Origin of the sequence: Streptomyces sp. MCA2, assembly GCF_023544705.1 — a bacterium.
Lineage (GTDB): Bacteria > Actinomycetota > Actinomycetes > Streptomycetales > Streptomycetaceae > Streptomyces > Streptomyces decoyicus.
Genome location: NZ_JAMJFM010000008.1, coordinates 152,940 through 171,689 on the forward strand (window position 1 = coordinate 152,940; position 18,750 = coordinate 171,689).

Sequence of the window (18,750 nt, forward strand, 5' to 3'; positions counted from 1 at the left end):
CAGCCTCCACGGCCTGCCTGGATCCCGGCCGGATCGAGCAGGCCGACCCACCGCCACGGCTCCCGAGTTGGAACGTGTCACCCCTCCGGACGGCGATGGCGGCTCCCGTCAGGTCTGCTGCCTGAAGGCCCGCTGGGCCAGCAGATCGTCGGCAGAGAGCAGGGCCCCCTCCCCGTCGGTGGCCTGTGCGTCTTCGGTTCGGACAGATCGATCCACCGGGCCGGGGCTGGCCAGGCGCTCCGCATATGGTGAGTCGGGATGGGCAGCAAGCAGGCGCACTCGGCCATCGCCGGAGCCGCGTGGAGAGACCGGCACCACCGCAGCCGGGAGACCTCTGTCGTCCGTCACGAACAGCTCGAAGTCGTCGTACCGGAAGTGGTCGATGTCCACGATGGGCTTCGGGTAGTGGTGGTACCCGGCGGCCTTCGGGAGCACCCCGGAGTGGGTACCAGCGGGCAGCGGCACCGAGGCGTTGAAAATCGAGTCCGTCCACTCGGCCACCTGCTCGGCAGTCTCTATGGGGGTGTCCAGGAGCCGTTGACCGTCGTCGTAGCCGAAGCTCTCGTACCCAGGCAGGGTGTCCGGGAAGGCTCCGACCACCCGGGCGGCGCAGCGGCGGATGCGGTCTACCTTCGAAGGGTCGGCGCAGAATTGCGCCGACCACTCGATGCCAAGCGGCAGAAGCAGGCACAGCCAGCCGTCGCCGTCCTTAACCCACACCCCGCCGCCGTGGTGGTCCTGATACGGGCCAGGCGCGAACGCCCAATCACCAGTTGTCCCGACGAGCTTGACCATCAATTTGCGGCTCGCCCGGTACTGGGAGCTTGCGGTACGGGGCGGATGGTCCGCCACGGAGATGGTCCACGGAAAGTCTTCGTGCTCTGGGTGTCCCCGTTCCGGGCTGTTCATGGCGATCTCCTTGGTGGAGGTCCCGGGTACTCCGGGAGGAAACTCACGTTCTCGAAAGTCAGGTTCATGCAGGCCGTTGACAGGAATATGGGGCCCGGGGGAAACCTGCGTCACTGAAATCAGGAAGCAACTACCATCGACTGCATGCCGTGCCACTGCACGGGAGAATTTCAGGTGAATCAATCCACTGCGACAGGAAATTTCTCCCGGATTGGTCCGCGCCTATTCCTCGACGCCTGCCTCCAGGCCCTCGGTTAATTTCAACGCGGCGAAGAGATGAAGCCACTAGCACGTCAAGCTGCTAAGTGTGACGTCATCGACTGTTCGTGGCGCCAGCTCTTGAAATGTGCGACACGGGTGCACACCGCCCCATAGGGGCGATAGTACCTCTGGCCTGGAAGACGTGCCTGTCTGGGCGGGAGTGACTGTGCCTACCGAATCTCTGCCGGCTGTCGCAGCGACAGGTGAACGACGCTCAGAAGGGCACCGCCGGCCTGCAGCTCGGCACGGTCGGGGCCACCGGCAACGCCACAGGGCCACATCTGCACTTCGAGATGTTCAAGGGCCAACAGCTGGTCCTACGGCGACGTCGCGAAACCCATCTGGCGAACCACCGGCTCGCACGTCCGGGGGCATCCGGATGGCGACCCGATGGATGGCCACGGACGATGGTGCTCGAACCCTTGGCGCGGCGGCAGATCTCCTGAGTCCGCGCTGCACACGTTCAGGGCACAACCGGCGGCCTCAGGAGGTGATCGCGTGCGGACTCCCCCCAGGCCTCATTCCCGATCGCACCCGACAGCGCGACGGCCCTCGCTGAGAACCTGGCAGTCGCGGGTGACCCTGGCAGTGATCGTGCTCGTCCTCCTTATGACCACGCTGCTGCTGGCTCGGCTCGGCCTGGAGGACTTCGTCCATGATCTGACCTTCGCCGGTCGCATCACCGGTGCCGTCCTTCTCGTGGTCTCGTTCACCACGCTCGTGGGCGCCGCCGCGGTCCTGGACCACTACATCCGGCAGAGCTTCCCCTACTCCGGCCTGGTCGCGCTGATCGGCACGTTCGCGGCCTTGCTGACCAACGCCATGCTCCTGGTGCAGACGCTCAAGAACGGCGAGTCCGCGGCCTACCCGGCGCTGTTCGGCGTGCTCACGGCGGGTTCGGCGTACGCTGTCTTCGCGGTGTGGCGGACGTCGGTCGTGATCCCCGCTCCGAAGCGGGTGGCCGCCGCGCTGATCGTCTCCTCGGTCATCGCGGTCGCCAATTTCGGCTACCAGAACCTCTACCAGCCGTACCAGCGGCAAACCAGACCTCTCATCACGGTGTCCATGGGAAAGCCGGTGCTGAGCAAGGACCGCACGGCATTCGCCGTACCGGTCGACATCACCCTCCACAACCACGGCGACGTGGGTTTCTACGTGCTTGGCACCGAGTTCCACGCCATGGGAAAACAGGTGCCGCTGAGCCCGAAGGACCGGCTCCGCCAGCAGTGGCGAGACGATGCCGAGCAGTGGAGCAACTCCTCGGGGGAAGTGAACCCGCTCTCCCGCCGGGAGATGCACCAGCCCGGCGAGTTGGTCGAGGCAAAACCATGGATGATCAATGGAAATTGGGTTGAGGCGAACGACACCTTCACCACGCGAATGGTGGTGCAACTGCCCATGAATACGCCGTACGACCAGGTGGCGTTCTATGCCACCGCGAGCCTCGCGCGCAAGGACCGGCTCGTGCTGGAGCCACCGCTCAACTTCGTGGCGTACTCCTGGGGGAGGGAAAAAGTCCCCGGATGGGTGAAGGGGCAGCAGAGATTCGGTGTTGACTCTCTCATCTTCCGTGCCAGGGTGCACGAGAACAATGCGATCGACGAACGCACGAGGGACCCGCGATTCGTCAGCGTCTACTGGATGTTCGGCACGCACGGCGCGAACGTGGCGTCATCCATTACGCGAAAAGGTGAGGAAATGCGCAAAGCCACCCCGGTGGAAACAAGCGAGATGGTGAGCCGGTACGGCCTCGTCGACCTCGTCACCGGCCCGGTCGAGCGGACCCTTTGGGACGTCAAGAGCCAGCGGTGACGGGCACTGCCGCGCCGGGCACGCCGGAACGCCGGTCCAGTCGCTCCAGCCAGGCCACCAGGGCGAGCGAGCTGTTCACGCGATCCCAGGAGTATGAGTCCCCCAGGCCGAACTGGGCCTCCCGCACGGCCCGGCACAGCGTCTCGACGTCGAACATCTCCGCGATCAGTGGATGCCGGGCGGAGCGGCACAGGGCGATGAGTTCGTCGCCGTGTCTTCGCAGGCCGCGGGAGTAGAGGTCGTTGAAGGGCACCTTGACCGCCCTGCCGCGGATCGGGGCCGGGAGCAGATCCGCCATGGCCTCACGGAGAACGGCCTTCGGACGGCCCGGCCGGAACGTGGCCGCGGCGGGCAGGCGGCTCATCGTGGCGACGACCTCCGGGTCGAGGAAGGGGTGCGAGAGGAAGAACCCGTCCCGTCGTGCGCGCTGCCAGGACAGCAGGTCGGGAGCGGCGAGGTAATTGGCGGCGTTGTAGAGCGACTGTTCCGGCTTGCGCCCGAACATGAACCGGCTCTCCGCTATGCCCGCATCCCGATAGCCGTGAGCGCGCGCGAATTCGGATCGCAGCCATCCGGGTCGGTTGAAGGTGCCGAGGCCGCCGAGCACCGTTCCGCCGCCGCGGAGCGCGGTGATCTGTTCGGTTGCCAGCGGAAAGGCCGGCTGCACCACGTAGGCGCGGACGATGTCCCGCAAGCCCCGCTCGCTTCCCGCGGCCCAGGCACGTGCCTGCGCGGTCATCTGCCGGAGCTGTCCCGTGCGGGCCAGCCTGTGCAGGTGGAACGGGTTGGCGTCCGCGATCGGATCGGCCCCGCAGCCGGTCAGGAGCGTGTCACAGCCCAGTTCCGCGGCCGCGGCGTGAAGCCTGGCCCAGAACGGGGCGCGGAAAGCATGCGCATGAGGCTCGTCGGCGTCTCCCGCGTGGTGCTGGAAGTCGTCGAAGTCGGCCACATCGTCGGCATCGACAATCACCGGGCGGGCCGCGGGTGTGTGACGGCGGATCTCCTCCATCGCGACATCGAGGTACGGCCGCTCCGCGGCCAGCTCCCCGCGGGAGAAACGCCCGGCGAGCAGGACCAGGTCCCCGGCGCCGCCCCGTTCCGCGGCCAGCAGGCGTGCGGCGAGCAGCGCGACGCTGGTGGAGTCGGTGCCGCCCGAGACATGGCATGCCGTCGTCGTGCCCATGCGGCGTCCGACAGCGGCCTCCAGCGCGAGGCGCAACTCCTGCGCGGCCTCATCGAGGCAGGAGCCGTCTGTAGTCGGCTCGGACGGGTCGGTGGCCCGACGGGCCCGTCGCAGCGTACGACTGCGCATCTGCCCGGTGAGGGACAGCTCGACCACCTCGCCGCCGAGGACGCGGTGTACCCCGGCGAAAGGGGTGAGGTCCGAGTGCGGTTGCGCCAGGTTCCCGGTGAGGTATCGGCAGAAGTAGCGGGGCTCCAGCTCCGTGGCGCTCCCCAGGCAGCGGACCGAGGTGCTTACGGCGCTCACACGTCCACCGGACTCCCTGAAGAACAGCGGGATGCGTGCCTGCTCGTCGCGCGTCAGAAGGATGCGGTCGCGGTACACCAGAACAGCCGCGTAGTCGCCGGCCGGCATGGGCGGGGCGGCCCCCTGCCTGCCGGAGTCGTCGAGGAGGCCGCGCGCGCCCGCCGCCCGGTCACGGGCCGAGCCGACCCAGCCGACGACGGCCGCGGTGCCGGCCCGCGAGGAGACCGTCGTCACGAGTCCCTGACGCGCCATGGCCTCGCTGGGCCGGAGCCTCGGTGCGCCCCCGGCCCACTCGAGGCGGAGCGCTTCCACGTCAGAGTTCTCCGCAGCTGATCGAGAGCACCGGTGTGAAGGCGTGCCCTCGCGGATCGGCGTCGGGGATGCACAGGCCGCCCGAGACTGTCCATGCGTGCAGGGCGAACGGATGTTCACGCACACCGACGTGGAGTACGGCTTGCAGGCCACACCGCCGCAGCAGGACGAAGGCCGTCAGCGCCTCGGACTTGCAGTCGCCGTTGACGAACCAGCTTCTGCTGCTGTGTGACTGCACTGCTCGTTTCAGCCGTCCGATCTCCTCCGCGGAGGGGAGGTCCGCACGGGCGTAACCCGGGGCGGCCAAGGACAGCAGCCGGAGGACGCGCCCGAATCCAACGGTCCGGATCAGCAGGTGCACTCCACCCAGCCAGAGCCCGACGCCGACGTCCGGGTATTTCTTCCGGCGGGCCGTCGCGCACCCGGCGCGCATGAGACCGATGACGAGTTCGGCGCGTTCCTCAGGGCTTCCGGAGGTGAATTTCTGGACTTCCGTCATGGCCAATCCGAGAAAACGCGTCCGCTTCCAGTCCGCGATCAGCGCTCCGTCGGACATTCGGGTGACACGGCAATGCGGTGACAGGACCCTTGTTATGGCTGCCAGGGAATCCGTATCCTCTGCCACCGCATATCCTCCAGGATTCCACCGTGAACGGTGTCAGTGCTGGTATCCGTGACCGTCATAGAATCCGCCGCTGAAGCCGCGGATCAGACAGCCGTTACCGAGAAAAACGAGCTGATGCGACTTTCTGCGCCGCAGCAATCGGAGAAACATTGCCTACCTCCAGAATCGGTAGAACATCAACTCCAGGCTACTCTCGCCCGAATGCCCCGCAACCGGAGTGCCGGCGTCAATCGGCCGACGTGCGGCACCTTTTCGGCTATGCAGGCCCACCGCAGGTCACGAGGGTCTAGAGCGGTTCATTTCTGGAAACAGCACGGCAGGACGCTGTCAGGCCCGTTTTCATCACGCACGCTGAGGGGTAGCTCTGCTCTGCGGTCCGACGCAGCCGACCGGTTGTGCGGAGAACACCGGTAGTGCACCCGCCGTGCCTGTCTTCGGGGTGAGTTGGGCGTTTGGTGTGGTGTGCGTCGCCGTGGGTTGTGTCGGATGAGCTGTGGGATCGCCCGGAGCCCTGCACCGGGCGCTTATCGACAATTCAACAATGCTTTGGGGTCGCTCCTGACAAGAGCTTCCTCAAGTGAGGGGCACTTTCTCCCACTCGATGGAGCTCATCCGGGAGGAAGACGCCCCGGACTCAGGCCCGGGGCGTTCCTCAGACTTACTGGACAGGGGAGTCGGGCGGGGGGAGCTGGATGGTGCGCTCCCGGTCGACGGATTCGACGCCGTCGACTGTCTCCAGGGCCGGTATCCGGTCCTCCGCGACGGTGCCGGAGAGCGTGCCGAGGGTCGGCTGCTCGCCCGTGACCGTCAGCCCGGCCCCTCGCAAGGCTTCGACCACTTCCGCGAACCGGTCGGGGTCGACCGCGAGGATGATCCCGACCGGCGCGGACTGGGACGACTCGCTCACGGCGCCTGGAGCAGACCCGAGCCGACGTCCCTGGGAGGCTGCGTCAGCGGGAAGGCACCGGACGTCAGACCGGCTTTGAGATCGGCCGCAGAAGCGTTGGGGTTTGCCTGGGCGAGCAAGGCGAGGACGCCCGCAACGTGCGGCGTGGCCATGCTGGTGCCGCTCAGGCTTTGGTACCCGCCGCCAGGGGCGGCCGAGCGCACGTCCCTGCCGGGCGCGGCGATGTTGACCTCGCCGCCCTGGCCGTTGATGCCGCCGTTGGAGAAGAACGACGGCGTGAGTGCCTTGTCGAGCGCGCTCACCGCGAGGATGGAGGGGCAGTTGGCGGGCCGGCTGACGGGCTGGATTTCCGGGGGCCGATGGCTGTCGTTGCCCGCGGCAGCGACGATCACCGTCCCGCGCTCGAGCGCGCGCTGGGCCAGCTTCTCGTATGTCTGCGGGAAGAGCTCACCCGGTCGGACCCGAGCGCCGAGCGACATGGAGATCACCCGCGCGCCGTGGGCGACGGCCCAGGCCATGCCCGCAAGGATCTGGCCATCGGTGCCGCTGCCCGCGTTGCTGAGCACCTTTGCCGCGAGGATCCGGGCTTCGCAGGCCACACCGTAGCGGGGCCCCTGCTGGGGGTTTGCCGGACCGGCAGCGGTGCCGATGCAGTGCGTGCCGTGGCCATTGCCGTCCTCGACGGGCTCGCCGGGCACGAAGGAGGCCGACGCCTCGATGCGCCCGACCAGGTCCGGGTGGTCGGTGTCCACGCCGGTGTCGATGACGGCGATCTTCACATCGCGTCCGGTCAGGCTGGACAGATTGGCCCGGATCGCCTGCAAGCCCCAGGTCCATTTCTCCTCGTCCAAGGCCGGGCCCTGGGCAGCGGCGATTTCGGCCATGGTGTGATGGGCGACCACTTCCTCGTCGCTGCGGTAGGCCGGGAAGAACTCGGTCGGCGCCTGCTGCGGGGCGGTGATCGGCGAGGCGTAGACCATGCGCTCCGGCTCTGCCGCGATGATCGAGGATTCCGCCTCGGCCGTGGTCACCAGCGCGTGGCGCTGCTCGGGCCGCACCTCGACGACGGCGGCGCCGAGCTCCTCGAAGAGCACCGAGACGTCGGGGCGCTCAAGGAGTTCGGCGACGTTCGCGGCCTCGGTTCCCCGGACACGTTCGACGGACGCGATGTCGGCGGAGGAACGCAGCGCGTTCAGCCCGATCTCCTGGTTACTCGGGTCGAGCAGGACCACGTATCGACCTGTGTACTCCGTGCCCTGGCCCGTGACGGGGCCATTGTGCCGACCGGGATGCTCGCCGAAGGCGCGCCTGTCCATGGGTCCGTTCGCCATTGAATTTCCCGCTCTCTGTGCGCTTCCGGTTCGTGGACGCGCGCCGATTCACGGAGTGTCAGGCGCCAAAATATGGTGGGGCGCGGATCAGTCGCGTATCGACGCGTAGTGCCGTCGCCTGCAAGGCTGTCCATTGCCAGGCCGCCAGCATTGCCCCCCGTACACCGTCTCACTGGGCGCGAAGGCCCGCAACGCAGCGCCGCCCCCCATGGCAGGAACGCCACCTTCAAGGAGTTTGCCCGGGCGACGCTCGCCGCCGCGGCGAAGCGATACGGCAGGGGCCGGAGCATGAGGTGGCCGTCGAGGCGTGGGCCGAGGTGGGCGTGAACGGGAACGGCAACGGCTGATCCGTTCTCGCTGCGGCTCCTGAGCTGCCCGGTCGCGCCGGTGTCCTGCGCTTCGGGTGACCAGGAGCGGTGGCCCGGCGGGGGTGACACGCCAGGTCGCGCTGGACACCTCCGGCGGACCCGACGCGGCTGACCTGGAACGCCTGGCGCTCGCCGCCGTTGCCGGCAGCCGGGCTGTGCCCGCCCCGGGTGTGCCGGACGGCTTCCAGCACACCGTGACGGTGACGACCGCATCTGGGTGCACGACGCTGTGCGTCGTGCAATAACGGCAGCATGACAGAGACTCCAACGGCCACGGCCGCGGAAATCAAGATCAGCTTTTCCGGAGACGAGGCCAGGAAGGCGGCCTGTGCACTTGAGCTCCAGGGTGGCGAGGGCCGCAGTCGCACCATTCACTTCTGGGACAGTCCGAGGAAGGGCGGCGACGGCATCTCGTTGCCCTTCCTCGACCGCGGGGTCATCTTCCGCTTGCGTCTGGAGGACGGGGACCATGGGTCCAAGCGCGAAACGGACATGACCGTCAAGCTGCGGCCGTGCCCCCGGCTGCCGCCCGAATGGCGGAAGAACCGCAAGGATGAGGAGGGGGCCTGGGAGTTCACGATCGAGGAGGACCGGACCGGCCCCGCCTTCAAGCCCGCGGTGTCCGCCTCGCTGCAGGCCGACCGGAAGGTCGAGGCGAAGCTCGTCGAGTCGGCGCTCAGGCCCGAGCCCGGAGCGCTGGGCCACCTCCTCGCCAAGCCGCACCGCCACCTTCTGGAGGACGTCGCAGGGTTGAAGCAGGGGGACCTCGCGGACCTGAGGGCGCTCGGCCCGGTGTACACCGTCAAGTGGAAACAGGACTGGGGCACTCTGCCCTGCCCCGTGGTCATTGAGGAGTGGATCACTAAGGACCTGCGCTTCCTCGAGGTCTCGGTGCGTACGAGCACGGCCGACGCGGCTGAGGCCGAGAAGCTGCTCGAACAGGCCCTGCGACAGCGCGACGTTGCCCCGCCGCGATTCGGCGAGACCAAAACCCGGGCCGTGCTGACCGTCCTCGCCCGTGACCTGGCACTCTGACGATGCCGTCGCCAACCGCCCCTTTCCGGAATGGATTTGGTGGACACCGCAGCCGACTCCCGGGCGGAGATCTGCGCGATCTTTGTCCCGTGCCGGCGCGGCGGCGTTTGAAGCTATGCCGGCGGGCAAAACTCCGTTCGCCCCCCATCGGTAGGTGCCCGATTCGCTACCGTGCCGGGCCCCGCGGCGGGCGATGGCCGGCACGGCGTCGCGAGCGCGAACCTGGTCACGGTAGATGTCATGGTCGTAGCCCCGGTCGGGTGATCAGGGAGTCGGGTTTGGGGCGAGGGTGACATGCTCCGGGAGCGCTTCCTGCACGGCTGTCGGGTGAGGGTGCCGTGGCAGGCTCCTGGCTCCTGGATTCGACGTGAGCGGACGCTGGACCGTACGGGTGCCGGGTTGCTGCCATTGGGCGGCCCAGGTCCTCACACACAGAGACGCCTTGTCTCATTCGCGCTGGTTCGGTCTCCCTCGGCCTTCGCTGCCCACCACCAGGACGGCACTTCCGTCGGCATCTGCGATCCGGTGGCCGACATCCGGCTCGGGCGCCCCGTCTGGCTCAGACGGGTTGGTGCTCCTCACGCTCCTGCCGCAACCTGGCCTGGTCACCGATCGACTGCGCGCCGGCTTCACCCGCCGTACGTGCCTCGGGAAGGCGTTTCAACATGGCGGAGCGACCACCCATCATCTACCTGCGGGGATATGCCGGTCCGCCGAGCGGTGTGGACAGGCAGGCCGACGACCCGTTCTACGGGCTCAACAGTGGCGCCACCCACATTCGCGTCGGCGGGGAGGGAACGCCGCGCTTTTACCAGTTCGAGGGTCCCCTGCTGAGGCTGATGAGCGACGAGGGCTATCAGCTCCTGGTGCGCGGCGACCAGCACGCCTATCTCCAGTCGCAGGCCGATGGCGCGGTCGCGCCCAAGTCCATCTGGGTGCACCGCTTCTACGACTATGCCGCGTCCACCTTCGGTACGTCCGTAACCACGGCCCCGGAGGAATTCGACCTCGAAAAGGCGGCAGAGCGCCTCTATGACTTCGTCCAGCTCGTCCGCCGGAAGACCGGCGCCCTCAAGGTGCATGTGGTCGCCCACTCCATGGGAGGGCTGCTCGCACGCTGCATGATCCAGAAGGTTTCCCATACGGCCGATCCGCGCACGGGCGAACCCCGGCGCGCCGGCAGCGAGCTCGTGGACAAGCTCTTCACCTACGGCACCCCGCACGGCGGCATCGCCTTCGACCTCGGCGGAGGGCTCGTCGACTGGGCGATGGAGACCTTCGGGCCGAATGGATCGGATATTTTCGCCCCCGAGCGGATGTACGCCTATCTGACTCCCGGAGCGTCCAACGGCGACGATCCCCCGCCGGGCTGGCGGCCCTACGAGATTCCGGCCGGGGCCTTCGACGCGCGCCGAGTGTTCTGTGTCGTCGGGACCAACGCGGCCGACTACGGACTGGTCGAGAAGGCGGTCGGACCGCAAAGCGACGGGCTGGTCCACATCGCCAACGCCTATGTGCGCAACGCCCACCGGGCCTTCGTCCACCGCTCCCACTCGGGTCGCTACGGACTGGTGAATTCCGAAGAGGGCTACCAGAACCTGCGCCGCTTCCTCTTCGGGAACTACCAGGTTCGGGCAGACCTTCGCGGCCTGGACCTGCCCGAGCAGCCCTCCGGTGAATCACGGGTGTGGCAGGCAGAGGTGCGGCTGGCCGTCCGGGGCTTGCCGACCGTCATGCATGAGCAGCGCGCGGCCCACTACTGCCCCATCCAGCTGAACCAGGAAGCCGCCCAGCACAGCTCTGCGGAGGGCAACACCGGCGGCGTACCCCTGGCCACCGCTTTCCTCCTCGACCCGGTCAACGTCCGTGGCGGACGGGAGGACAGGCTGCTGCTCCGTTCCCGCTACACGCTGGTGCTGCGCGTCTTCCACCTCGTGGAGAAAAGCGGCCGGTTCTTCTGGCAGGACCACCTCGAGCAGGTGCCCGACTGGGAGGACACGCTCATCGTCGACGTCGGCCGGCGCGGCTTGCACGAAGAGACAGGATCGCAGGCCTGGGCGGCATGGAATTCAGGAGTCCCCGGCAGCATCGACGACACCGACCCGATCGCCGCGGAACCATGTCGGATGGTCGAGGACGGCGAAGACCTGCACACCGAGATCCCGATGCCCGAGATGGTCCGTCCCATCCTCGGCAGCGAGTCCCGACTTCGCCTCACAGTGAGCCGCTTCAGCTGAGCTTCAGTCGAACGAAGCCAGCTGCCGGTGTGCGGACCAACCGCGCAGTGCCACCTTGTCCTTGAAGTTTCCGACACTCGTGTCGACCGGGTGGTCGGTGTACTGGTGGAACATCCACGGGTGCTGAATGTCGGGCCGACCGGGACTGCCGTTGTACTGGGCTATCCACAGGCCGTCCCCGGCGAAGGACGTACTGTCACGGTGCAGCCAGAAATCCCGGTTGCAGTAGAGCACCGTCCTGTGCCCGGGCGCGCGGTGCTGCACGCGCTTGATCCAGTTGTCCTTGAAGGAGTTCGAGACGCCATGGTCCTCCCAGTCGAGGGCGAGAATATCCCCCTCCGCCAGCTTGATCTTGGAGAGGAAGAAGTCGGCCTGGGCTTCAAAGGATCCAGGACGGGCGAAATGATAGAAGCCCGTCACCATCCCGGCGTCTCGTGCGGTCTTACGTTGAGCGACCCACTTGGGGTTCGAGTAGGTGGTTCCCTCCGTGAGTTTGATGAATACAAAGGCGAATCCGTCGGTGTGGTATTTATCCGGCTGGAATGACGAGACATCAATTCCTTTGATGGTCATGGCCAGCTCCTCAGGCGGCAGCGAGGCGCCTGGCGATCCTCGCGCGCATGCTATCCATCGTGAATCCCTTGGGATCGATCTTGCCGGGCTGCCACTCCAGGTGGCCGATCACACTGCCGGCGTGCCAGCCGTATGTGCGGCAGATCGCGGCTGCTGCCTTTTCGATCGCCTCGAGTTGCGCCTCCGGCCAGGGGTCGATTCCGTTGCCGAGGTTCTCGCATTCGAATCCGTAGAACCTCGCGTTTCCGTCGGTGTTCTGCTCATTGTCAGGAGGCAGCGGCCTCTCGTCGATGACGGCCCGAAGCACATCGTCATCACCCGCGCCGGCGTGGTTCGTGCGACCGTTGCCCACCATGTAGACGACTCCGTCCTTGCCGATGACGCCATGGCACAGCGGGCCGGGGAGATCCAGGCGGCCGTCATAGCAGATTTTGACGGTGTTCTTCGTGCCAGAAGTGACGGTGTGGTGGATCATCACACCGTTCACAGTGTTGAACGGACCTTTGTGGTTGCGGTTGTGATGGCGCCAGTCTCGGGTCTCCTCGACGACCAGGTCTTCGCTGCGAAGTGCCCGGAGCATCTGGTCCGCGGTCATGGGTGCGGCCATGGTGTCCTCCCTCCAGCGACAGAGGTTTCCTGAAGGAAACCCCCGTTGCGGGGGACTCAGTCGATGGGAGGTGCTGTGGTGCGCTACGGGGCCGCCTGCGAGGGTCCAGGTCACATGCCCGTCCTGGAACCTGTTGTTGCGATCGGTTGGTTGCCTCGTTTCATCCGAGACGGGATAGCGGAGGGCGAACGTTCCCATCCCATGCGCTGCCACAGGTCGCGGATGGCGCCGTGGATTTATCTCCATTTTTGCGCTGCGCCTCGGCTGCGGCAACTGGATCAACCAGCCCGGCTGGAGCGCGACGTAGGCACCGGAACCAGCGTCGGCCTTGCGCGCCCAAATGAAGAGGCCGGTGGTCATGCCCCTAATCAGCGGTCTGTCAGTGCCTCCGGAGCCGGTGACACCACCCCCAGGCCATGCGTTCGACAGGGGGAGAAAGTCATGCCAACTCCGGAGGCCGGGCGCCCCATTGCGGGGCCACCAAGAAGGTAATGGGGGGAGCGTGAGGCGGCAGGTGCTCGATGAGTGCCGCATGAGCGCCGTGTTCAGAGCTGGGGTCGGGCAGCACCGAACCGGGTGTCCTCGCCCAGCGCGGTCTCCTGCGCGAACGCGGCGTACGAACTCGGGTTCACCAGGGCATCGGAGGTCGGGATGGTGCTGTAGCGGGGCATGGTGACGCCGTTGATCACGGCCAGGCTCTGCGGCACACCGGCGACCACCTCGCCCGACCACTCCGGCACGTCGACGCCGGCGTCGAAGAGGAAGTGGCTCGCCTCGTGGATCAGCGCCGCCGCCCGTCCGTTGGGCCCGTGGAAGGTCGAGAACTCGTCCCCGATCTCGGTCAGTACGCCCGGGACGGTCGTGGCCGCAAACCCCAGGTCCGCGGTCCACTTGAACCGGTCCGGAAGCTCGGTGAGCCGCCGGCGGATCTGCTGGAGCCGGTCACGGACCGTGTTGACCACGGTCGCGTCCGGGGAGCCTGTCATGAAGTGGTGCCCGAACGCCGTCAGGGTGGCGGGGGCGAGCGGCGTCGCGACGGCCGCCGTTTCGGCCCTGCGGATCCAGGCCAGGCCGAGCTCGATGGCGGGTCCGGCATCGAGCAGCGGGAAGAGGCCGTTCCACTGCCCGACGACGTCGGCCGGATCGGTGACGGTGTTGTCGACGACCTCCCCGTTGAAGTCGTAACGGCAGTACACCGGAGCATTCACGACGAACCCACCGCTCGAGGTCCGTCGGCCGTCCCTGTTCACCATGGTGGTGATGGTCCGGAACAGGTACGCCTTGGTGCCAAATCCCCGCAGGCCGGTGATCTCGCCGTCCAGGTCGCGGGTGAAGTCGCCGCTGGTGTGCCAGTTCGGGCCGATCGCCTTCGGGTAGCCGGCCGAGGCGGCGTTGGCCGGCCAGTCGAAGCGCATGTAGTCCGGGCCGTGGAAGAAGTAGGCGAAGCCGCTCTTCACCCCACCGCCAGGGAAGACGGCGTCCAGCGCGGTCCAGTCGGGCGGCAGGGACCAGTTTTCCGCCGTCGAGGCGGGGTCGCCGTCCGGCTGCAGCCCGACCAGCTTGATCCGTTGGTAGTTGCCGCCCTGGAAGACGTACTCGAAGTCACTGAAGGCTTGTTGGCCGAGCAGCGCGCCGTCCAGGTCGCGGTCGAACGGCGAGGGGAACAATGGCTGCACCGGCGCACCCGCGGTGACCACGTGGTCCGCCACCCAGTCGTAACCCACCGACCAGCCGCCGGCGAAGACGATGCTCAGACTCGGGTCGGCGTCCGGCGTGGGCAGCGCGCCGGCGATGCGAACGGTGGAGGACATAGGGATCCGCCTGAGGGAGGAAGGGGCAGGGGGGTGGGCCGGGACGTCGTCCGGAACAGGGGCGCCACGGCGGCTCCCTCTCCACGCTAGCCCGGTGGCTGCCGGCCCGCACCCGGGCGCCGATTGCGGTCGCCGACAACTCAACGGGGTGTCAACGTGGTTGGAGAGGTCGCAGCCGGGCTCGGACGCCGCCGGGCATCTGCCGGCACCGGAATCCACGGGCATCAAGGGAGCCGGCCATGCCACCGCGTAAGAAGGTTCAGCCGCAGAAGAAGCAGACGCTCAAACAGAAGGTGGCCACCGTCGCCGGTGAGGCGCGGGACCGCGCGGCCGCGGTGGCCGCCGCCGCTGTCGCGGTGGGCAAGATCCAGCCCCAGACGGCACCGGTGGCCGGCCCGGTGGCTGTGGTCGCGGGCACCCTCTTCGTGCTCTTCACGGTCGTCCAGAAGCTGGCCGGAGACCCGCCGCGCGACGACTTCGACCAGGTATGGGTGAGCGGGGCGGCGGTCGACGAGTCGGCCCTGCCCGACGAGGAGCCGCAGCGCACCGTCGTGCGGTTCGCCGCCCAGCAGACGGTCCTGATGGACAACATGACGGCACTGGTGACCTCGCTGGAGCGTTACGACGGCGCGGTGGACGCCGGTGACGACGACGCGGCGGACACCCAGGCCGATGCCGTGCAGCAGAACGCCGACGCGGCGGCCGCCACCCAGCAGACCCTCCAGGACCTGGCCCCCGGCCTCAACGACGCCTGGAGGGACTACACCACCCAAAACCCTCCGGACTTCGATTCGGTGACGCTCGATGACTTCAAGCAGTGGTTCCTGGACCACTGGGGCGACTCGCCTGACAACCCCGCACAGTCCCCCTCTTCGTCGCTCCAGAGCCTGATCGCGGCCGTCACCGGCGCGGCTGACGATGTGTTGTCCCCGTTCGAGGTCGATATGTCGCACCCCATCCTGGAGGCCGACGAGGTCCCGGGCGGGACCTCGTCGCTGATCGGGGACGCGTACCCGGCCGCCCTGGCCGATGCAGCGACGGAGCTGTCCGGCCTGGTCGTCGAGGAGGAGTGACGGCGACCGGGGCGAGGCACCGTGGCGTCGGCCGCTGCCGTCCCGCTCACCGGTGGCGGGCGTCCGCCACCGGAGTGAGCATGGAAGAGAGGTGAAGGTGCCTTCGCCGCACCTCACCGCTCGCATGACTCTTCACGACTCTTCATTCACATGAGCTCGGTGAGGCGTTCCTCATGTCATTCCGTTTCCGCCGTCCGGTCTCCCTGAGGTTCGGGGAAGAGCTGCGCAACCATCCCGGTGAGGGTGAGGGACAGCACGATGACCACGGCGGTGACCGCGGTGACCGCGCCACCGACGGAGGGTCCGGGGGCGGAGGCTCCGGAGGGGGCTTTGGGGGCGGTGGCTTCGGTGGGGGCGGCGGTGGTCCCGGGGGTCCGCACCATGGCCCGCCGCACCACGGCCCGCACCCCGGTCCGCAGCACCCTGGCCCCGGCCCCGACCGGCCCCCGGAACACCCGCCGCCGCACGAGGTGGACGTCGCGGAGGGGCCGTTCCGGGTGGTGCGGCCCGCGGACATGCTCGTCGTCGACATCGCACTGGTCAACCTGCGCTTCGACGGCCGCCGCCTGGTGCGACGGGACCGGGCCCAGCCCGCGTTCGTCCTCGCCGGGCTGCCGGCACAGCACGTAGTGGAAGAGGTCCTCCTGGATCTGAACGCCGTCACCGCTCCCATGAAGGCAGTCACCGCCGGCTCGACCCGTCTGGCTTTCTCCGTGCCGGACAACATCGACGGCTTGGACCTGTCGCTGGACGCGCTGCTCGACTGGGCGCGTCTGGTGCCGATGACGGTGCCGGTCGGCCCGCAGAGCCCGGACACGCCGGGATCGACGGTCTTCCAGGGCATCCCCAGAAGTGTCATCGAGTTCCCCACCCGGCTGCTGATCACCTACGACGCCCCCGTGGACTGGGTGGGTCGCCCCCCACCCCAACAGTCCGACGGCCGCGCCGTGTTGTGGCACGCCCGGTTGCACGGTGAACGGGACGGCGACGTTCAGCTGCGGGCCTTCGCGACGGTCACGGACCGGGGTGCGCTGCCAGGGGGTGCACCGGTCGCCGGCGCCACCCTGGAGGACCTCGTCACCCTCACCAGCCGGATCGAGTTGCCCGGAGGACCAGATGGGCCCCTCGAAGTCCACAGTGCGCCCCTGCACGCGGAGCAGTTCCTCGTCACGCCCCTAGGGACCTCGGCTCACTTGCACGGCGCCTGGGAGCCGCTGTCGGATCCGGCCAAGGCACGCTACGGGCTGGCCGGTCGGCGTGCCCCGAGCCTGGTGGCCTACGACCACATCACGGGCCTGGGACGTGACCAGTACGTCCGCGTCGTCAATCACGGCTGCTTGTGCACCGGTCATGAAGCCCTGGACGTGACGGAGACCCGGCGCGTGTTCGTTGCCCGGCCGGACGACGGGATCGTCGCCTACTTGCAGCAGGAGGAGTACATCGTCGTCAAGCAGCCGGAGGTCCAGTACGGAGCAGACAGCGGCTTCCCGCATGCGGGACGCGAAATGCCCTTCCGTACGCTGCGCATCACCGATCGCGTCACCCCACTGATTCAACCGCCCACGACAAAGCCCGACGCCTTCTGGGTGGTTCTCCGTGGCTCCCTCAAGGACTTCGAGTTCACCCTGATCGGCACGGACAGCGAGGGCCGGAAGGTCAGTTTCACCATGCCGCTGGTGTTCGTGGCGGACGGAACGCCCAATGAACAGGGGCGTTTGGCGAAGCTGTACGACGAGAACCAAGAACCAAGGCTGGGCGACCGACTGCGACGCCCGATGAACGGCCAAGTGATGGCCATGGCGCAGCCGCCCCCCGAGGCCCCCGGCAGTACCAGCCACGCAGTCGGCACCCTGACCTTTGGGCTCGGCCCGAAGGGCGGTACCCCTGTGGTGGGCCGGCCCTGTGTGCACGAGGCGGCGATACGCGTCCCCGCCGTCGAGCAATTCACCCCCAACGGCGGTGATCTCAAGGTCGTATTCAACGATACGTATCTGCGGCAGACCATGGAGGGACACCCGGCGGGCGCGTACCTGGACCTGCAAAAGCCGCTCAGCCTCACCTTCGGGGCCGAGCAGGCCGGTGGACTCTCCAGCCCCAATTCCGCGGTGAAGACGATCACCACCCGGGCAGGCGTTGTTCCTGACGTCTTCGACACGGACGCCAGTGGGGCGGTCGTCGGCGCGAAGGACATCGACACCATCAGGAATGCCTTCGGCGGGGCCCAGCTGCTCGGCATCGACCTCGGTAAGTACCTGAAGGGCCTGGTCAAGGACAACTTCGACACATTGCGTCAGCTCGGCGACGAGCAGATAGCGGCCATACTCAACGACGCGAACAGCCAACTTCCGGCGCCCGTGCTGCGCATCCGCGACCTGGCCGACGGCCAGGGCAAGGAACTGCGGTATGTGTGGAAGCCTCCATTGGAGCCGCCGAAGACGCCCGACAACAAGCCGGACCCGAACGCCCTTATCGATGTGTCCAAGGCCTCGCTGATCCTGGACGCCCGCACCGTCCGTTCCAAGGACGCCGTCGACAAGGCCACCGTGGACGGCAAACTGAGCCACTTCGCGATGAACTTCTTCGGTATGGCCCGAGTGGAGTTCGACGAATTGAAGTTCAGCACCGGCCCTGGAAAGAAACCCGATGTGACGGCCTCCGGCGTGGAGCTCAAGTTCAGCAATGAGCTGGAGTTCCTCAACAGCCTGCGCGCCGCCTTGCCCGCCGACGTCTTCGGTTCCGGCGCGTTCCTGGACATCCAGCCCAGCGGTATTCGTGTCGGTTACACACTCGCGGTTCCGGCCATCCCGCTCGGCGTTTTCATGCTGTCGAACCTCGCTCTGTCTGCGGAGGTGGCGATCCCCTTCGACAACAAGCCGGTCTCCTTCCGCTTCTCGGTCTGCGAGCAGAAGCACCCCTTCAACGTCACGGTCTCGCTGTTCGGGGGCGGCGGCTACTTCTCCATGCTGGTCGACACCAGCGGTGTGAAGGAGGTCGAGGGAGCCCTTGAGTTCGGCGGCAGCGCAGCACTGGACCTGGGGGTCGCGAGCGGCGGCGTGTCGGTCATGGCGGGCATCCACTTCCTGTTCGCGGGCGGCGACGTCACCCTGGCCGGATATCTGCGGTGCAACGGCTTCCTCACCGTGCTGGGCATCGTCACGGTGTCCGTCGAGTTCTATCTGGAACTCAGCTACGAAAAGCACGACGGCCAGTCGGTGGTCCGCGGACGGGGCACGCTCACGGTCAGCGTGCGGATCGCCTTCTTCAGCAAGTCCGTCACGCTCGAACTGGAGCGGAGCTTCTCCGGCGCGCCGGGCGACCCGACCTTCGCCCAGTGCATCTCGAAAGAACATGACTGGCGTGAGTACTGCGCGGCGTTCGCCGCTTGAGCCGCGGGGAGACG

The 18,750-nt window shown here is 67.6% G+C and carries 15 protein-coding genes and 1 pseudogene; 7 read left to right on the plus strand and 9 right to left on the minus strand.

The window, feature by feature from the left end; all coding sequences use genetic code 11:
• Positions 1 to 108: 108 nt before the first annotated feature.
• On the minus strand, positions 109 to 909 hold the full coding sequence (locus M8I34_RS09045) for a DUF6424 family protein (protein ID WP_250048719.1): 801 nt from the start codon (positions 907 to 909) through the stop codon (positions 109 to 111).
• A 464-nt stretch (positions 910 to 1,373) separates the two neighbouring features.
• On the opposite strand from M8I34_RS09045, the gene M8I34_RS41855 reads away from it, so the two are divergent.
• Both M8I34_RS41855 and M8I34_RS09055 read left to right on the plus strand, forming a co-directional pair.
• Complete coding sequence (locus tag M8I34_RS41855; RefSeq protein ID WP_374210878.1) at positions 1,374 to 1,616, plus strand: M23 family metallopeptidase; 243 nt, start codon at positions 1,374 to 1,376, stop codon at positions 1,614 to 1,616.
• A gap of 163 nt (positions 1,617 to 1,779) precedes the next feature.
• The gene (locus M8I34_RS09055) at positions 1,780 to 2,982 is read left to right on the plus strand and encodes a hypothetical protein (RefSeq protein ID WP_250048720.1); all 1,203 of its coding nucleotides are present in this window, start codon (positions 1,780 to 1,782) and stop codon (positions 2,980 to 2,982) included.
• On the opposite strand, the gene M8I34_RS09060 is transcribed toward M8I34_RS09055, so the two are convergent.
• The 4 genes from M8I34_RS09060 to M8I34_RS09075 form a co-directional block, all read right to left on the minus strand.
• A complete protein-coding gene (locus M8I34_RS09060; protein ID WP_250048721.1) occupies positions 2,966 to 4,723 on the minus strand; it encodes an asparagine synthase-related protein in 1,758 nt (585 codons plus the stop codon). The genes M8I34_RS09055 and M8I34_RS09060 overlap by 17 nt on opposite strands.
• Before the next feature lie 61 nt (positions 4,724 to 4,784).
• Positions 4,785 to 5,282 (minus strand): lasso peptide biosynthesis B2 protein, encoded by a 498-nt coding sequence (locus M8I34_RS09065; RefSeq protein ID WP_250048722.1) that lies wholly within the window; start codon positions 5,280 to 5,282, stop codon positions 4,785 to 4,787.
• Positions 5,283 to 6,066: 784 nt separating this feature from the next.
• Positions 6,067 to 6,315, minus strand: a complete 249-nt coding sequence (locus M8I34_RS09070; RefSeq protein ID WP_250048723.1) for a hypothetical protein — start codon at positions 6,313 to 6,315, stop codon at positions 6,067 to 6,069.
• Complete coding sequence (locus tag M8I34_RS09075; RefSeq protein WP_250048724.1) at positions 6,312 to 7,646, minus strand: S8 family serine peptidase; 1,335 nt, start codon at positions 7,644 to 7,646, stop codon at positions 6,312 to 6,314. The genes M8I34_RS09070 and M8I34_RS09075 overlap by 4 nt, the downstream gene beginning before the upstream one ends.
• A gap of 403 nt (positions 7,647 to 8,049) precedes the next feature.
• On the opposite strand from M8I34_RS09075, the gene M8I34_RS09080 reads away from it, so the two are divergent.
• From M8I34_RS09080 to M8I34_RS09095, 3 genes are all read left to right on the plus strand, one after another.
• Entirely contained in the window at positions 8,050 to 8,259 is a 210-nt protein-coding gene (locus tag M8I34_RS09080; protein ID WP_308372098.1) for a protealysin inhibitor emfourin, read from the plus strand.
• A 7-nt stretch (positions 8,260 to 8,266) separates the two neighbouring features.
• A complete protein-coding gene (locus M8I34_RS09085) occupies positions 8,267 to 9,049 on the plus strand; it encodes a hypothetical protein (RefSeq protein ID WP_250048726.1) in 783 nt (260 codons plus the stop codon).
• A 665-nt stretch (positions 9,050 to 9,714) separates the two neighbouring features.
• A complete protein-coding gene (locus tag M8I34_RS09095) occupies positions 9,715 to 11,286 on the plus strand; it encodes a triacylglycerol lipase (protein WP_250048727.1) in 1,572 nt (523 codons plus the stop codon).
• A gap of 3 nt (positions 11,287 to 11,289) precedes the next feature.
• Here M8I34_RS09095 and M8I34_RS09100 read toward each other — a convergent pair whose 3' ends face one another.
• The 3 genes and pseudogenes from M8I34_RS09100 to M8I34_RS09110 all read right to left on the minus strand — a co-directional run bounded on the left by M8I34_RS09100 (position 11,290) and on the right by M8I34_RS09110 (position 14,277).
• Positions 11,290 to 11,859 carry a glycoside hydrolase family 25 protein gene (locus M8I34_RS09100; RefSeq protein ID WP_250048728.1) on the minus strand — a complete coding sequence of 190 codons (570 nt, stop codon included), beginning with the start codon at positions 11,857 to 11,859 and terminating at the stop codon, positions 11,290 to 11,292.
• Positions 11,860 to 11,872: 13 nt separating this feature from the next.
• Positions 11,873 to 12,466, minus strand: a pseudogene (locus M8I34_RS09105) (N-acetylmuramoyl-L-alanine amidase); the annotation flags it as partial.
• Positions 12,467 to 13,011: 545 nt separating this feature from the next.
• Positions 13,012 to 14,277 (minus strand): hypothetical protein, encoded by a 1,266-nt coding sequence (locus M8I34_RS09110; protein WP_250048730.1) that lies wholly within the window; start codon positions 14,275 to 14,277, stop codon positions 13,012 to 13,014.
• A gap of 239 nt (positions 14,278 to 14,516) precedes the next feature.
• Here M8I34_RS09110 and M8I34_RS09115 point away from each other — a divergent pair, with 239 nt between their 5' ends.
• Positions 14,517 to 15,350: a hypothetical protein gene (locus M8I34_RS09115; RefSeq protein ID WP_250048731.1), complete on the plus strand. Its 834-nt coding sequence runs from the start codon at positions 14,517 to 14,519 to the stop codon at positions 15,348 to 15,350.
• A gap of 176 nt (positions 15,351 to 15,526) precedes the next feature.
• Here the strand turns inward: M8I34_RS09115 and M8I34_RS09120 are convergent, their stop codons facing one another.
• Positions 15,527 to 15,733, minus strand: coding sequence for a hypothetical protein (locus M8I34_RS09120; RefSeq protein ID WP_250048732.1), 207 nt, complete (start codon positions 15,731 to 15,733; stop codon positions 15,527 to 15,529).
• A gap of 87 nt (positions 15,734 to 15,820) precedes the next feature.
• Between M8I34_RS09120 and M8I34_RS09125 the strand changes: the two genes are divergently transcribed.
• The gene (locus M8I34_RS09125; RefSeq protein ID WP_250048733.1) at positions 15,821 to 18,736 is read left to right on the plus strand and encodes a hypothetical protein; all 2,916 of its coding nucleotides are present in this window, start codon (positions 15,821 to 15,823) and stop codon (positions 18,734 to 18,736) included.
• The last annotated feature ends 14 nt before the right edge of the window (positions 18,737 to 18,750 follow it).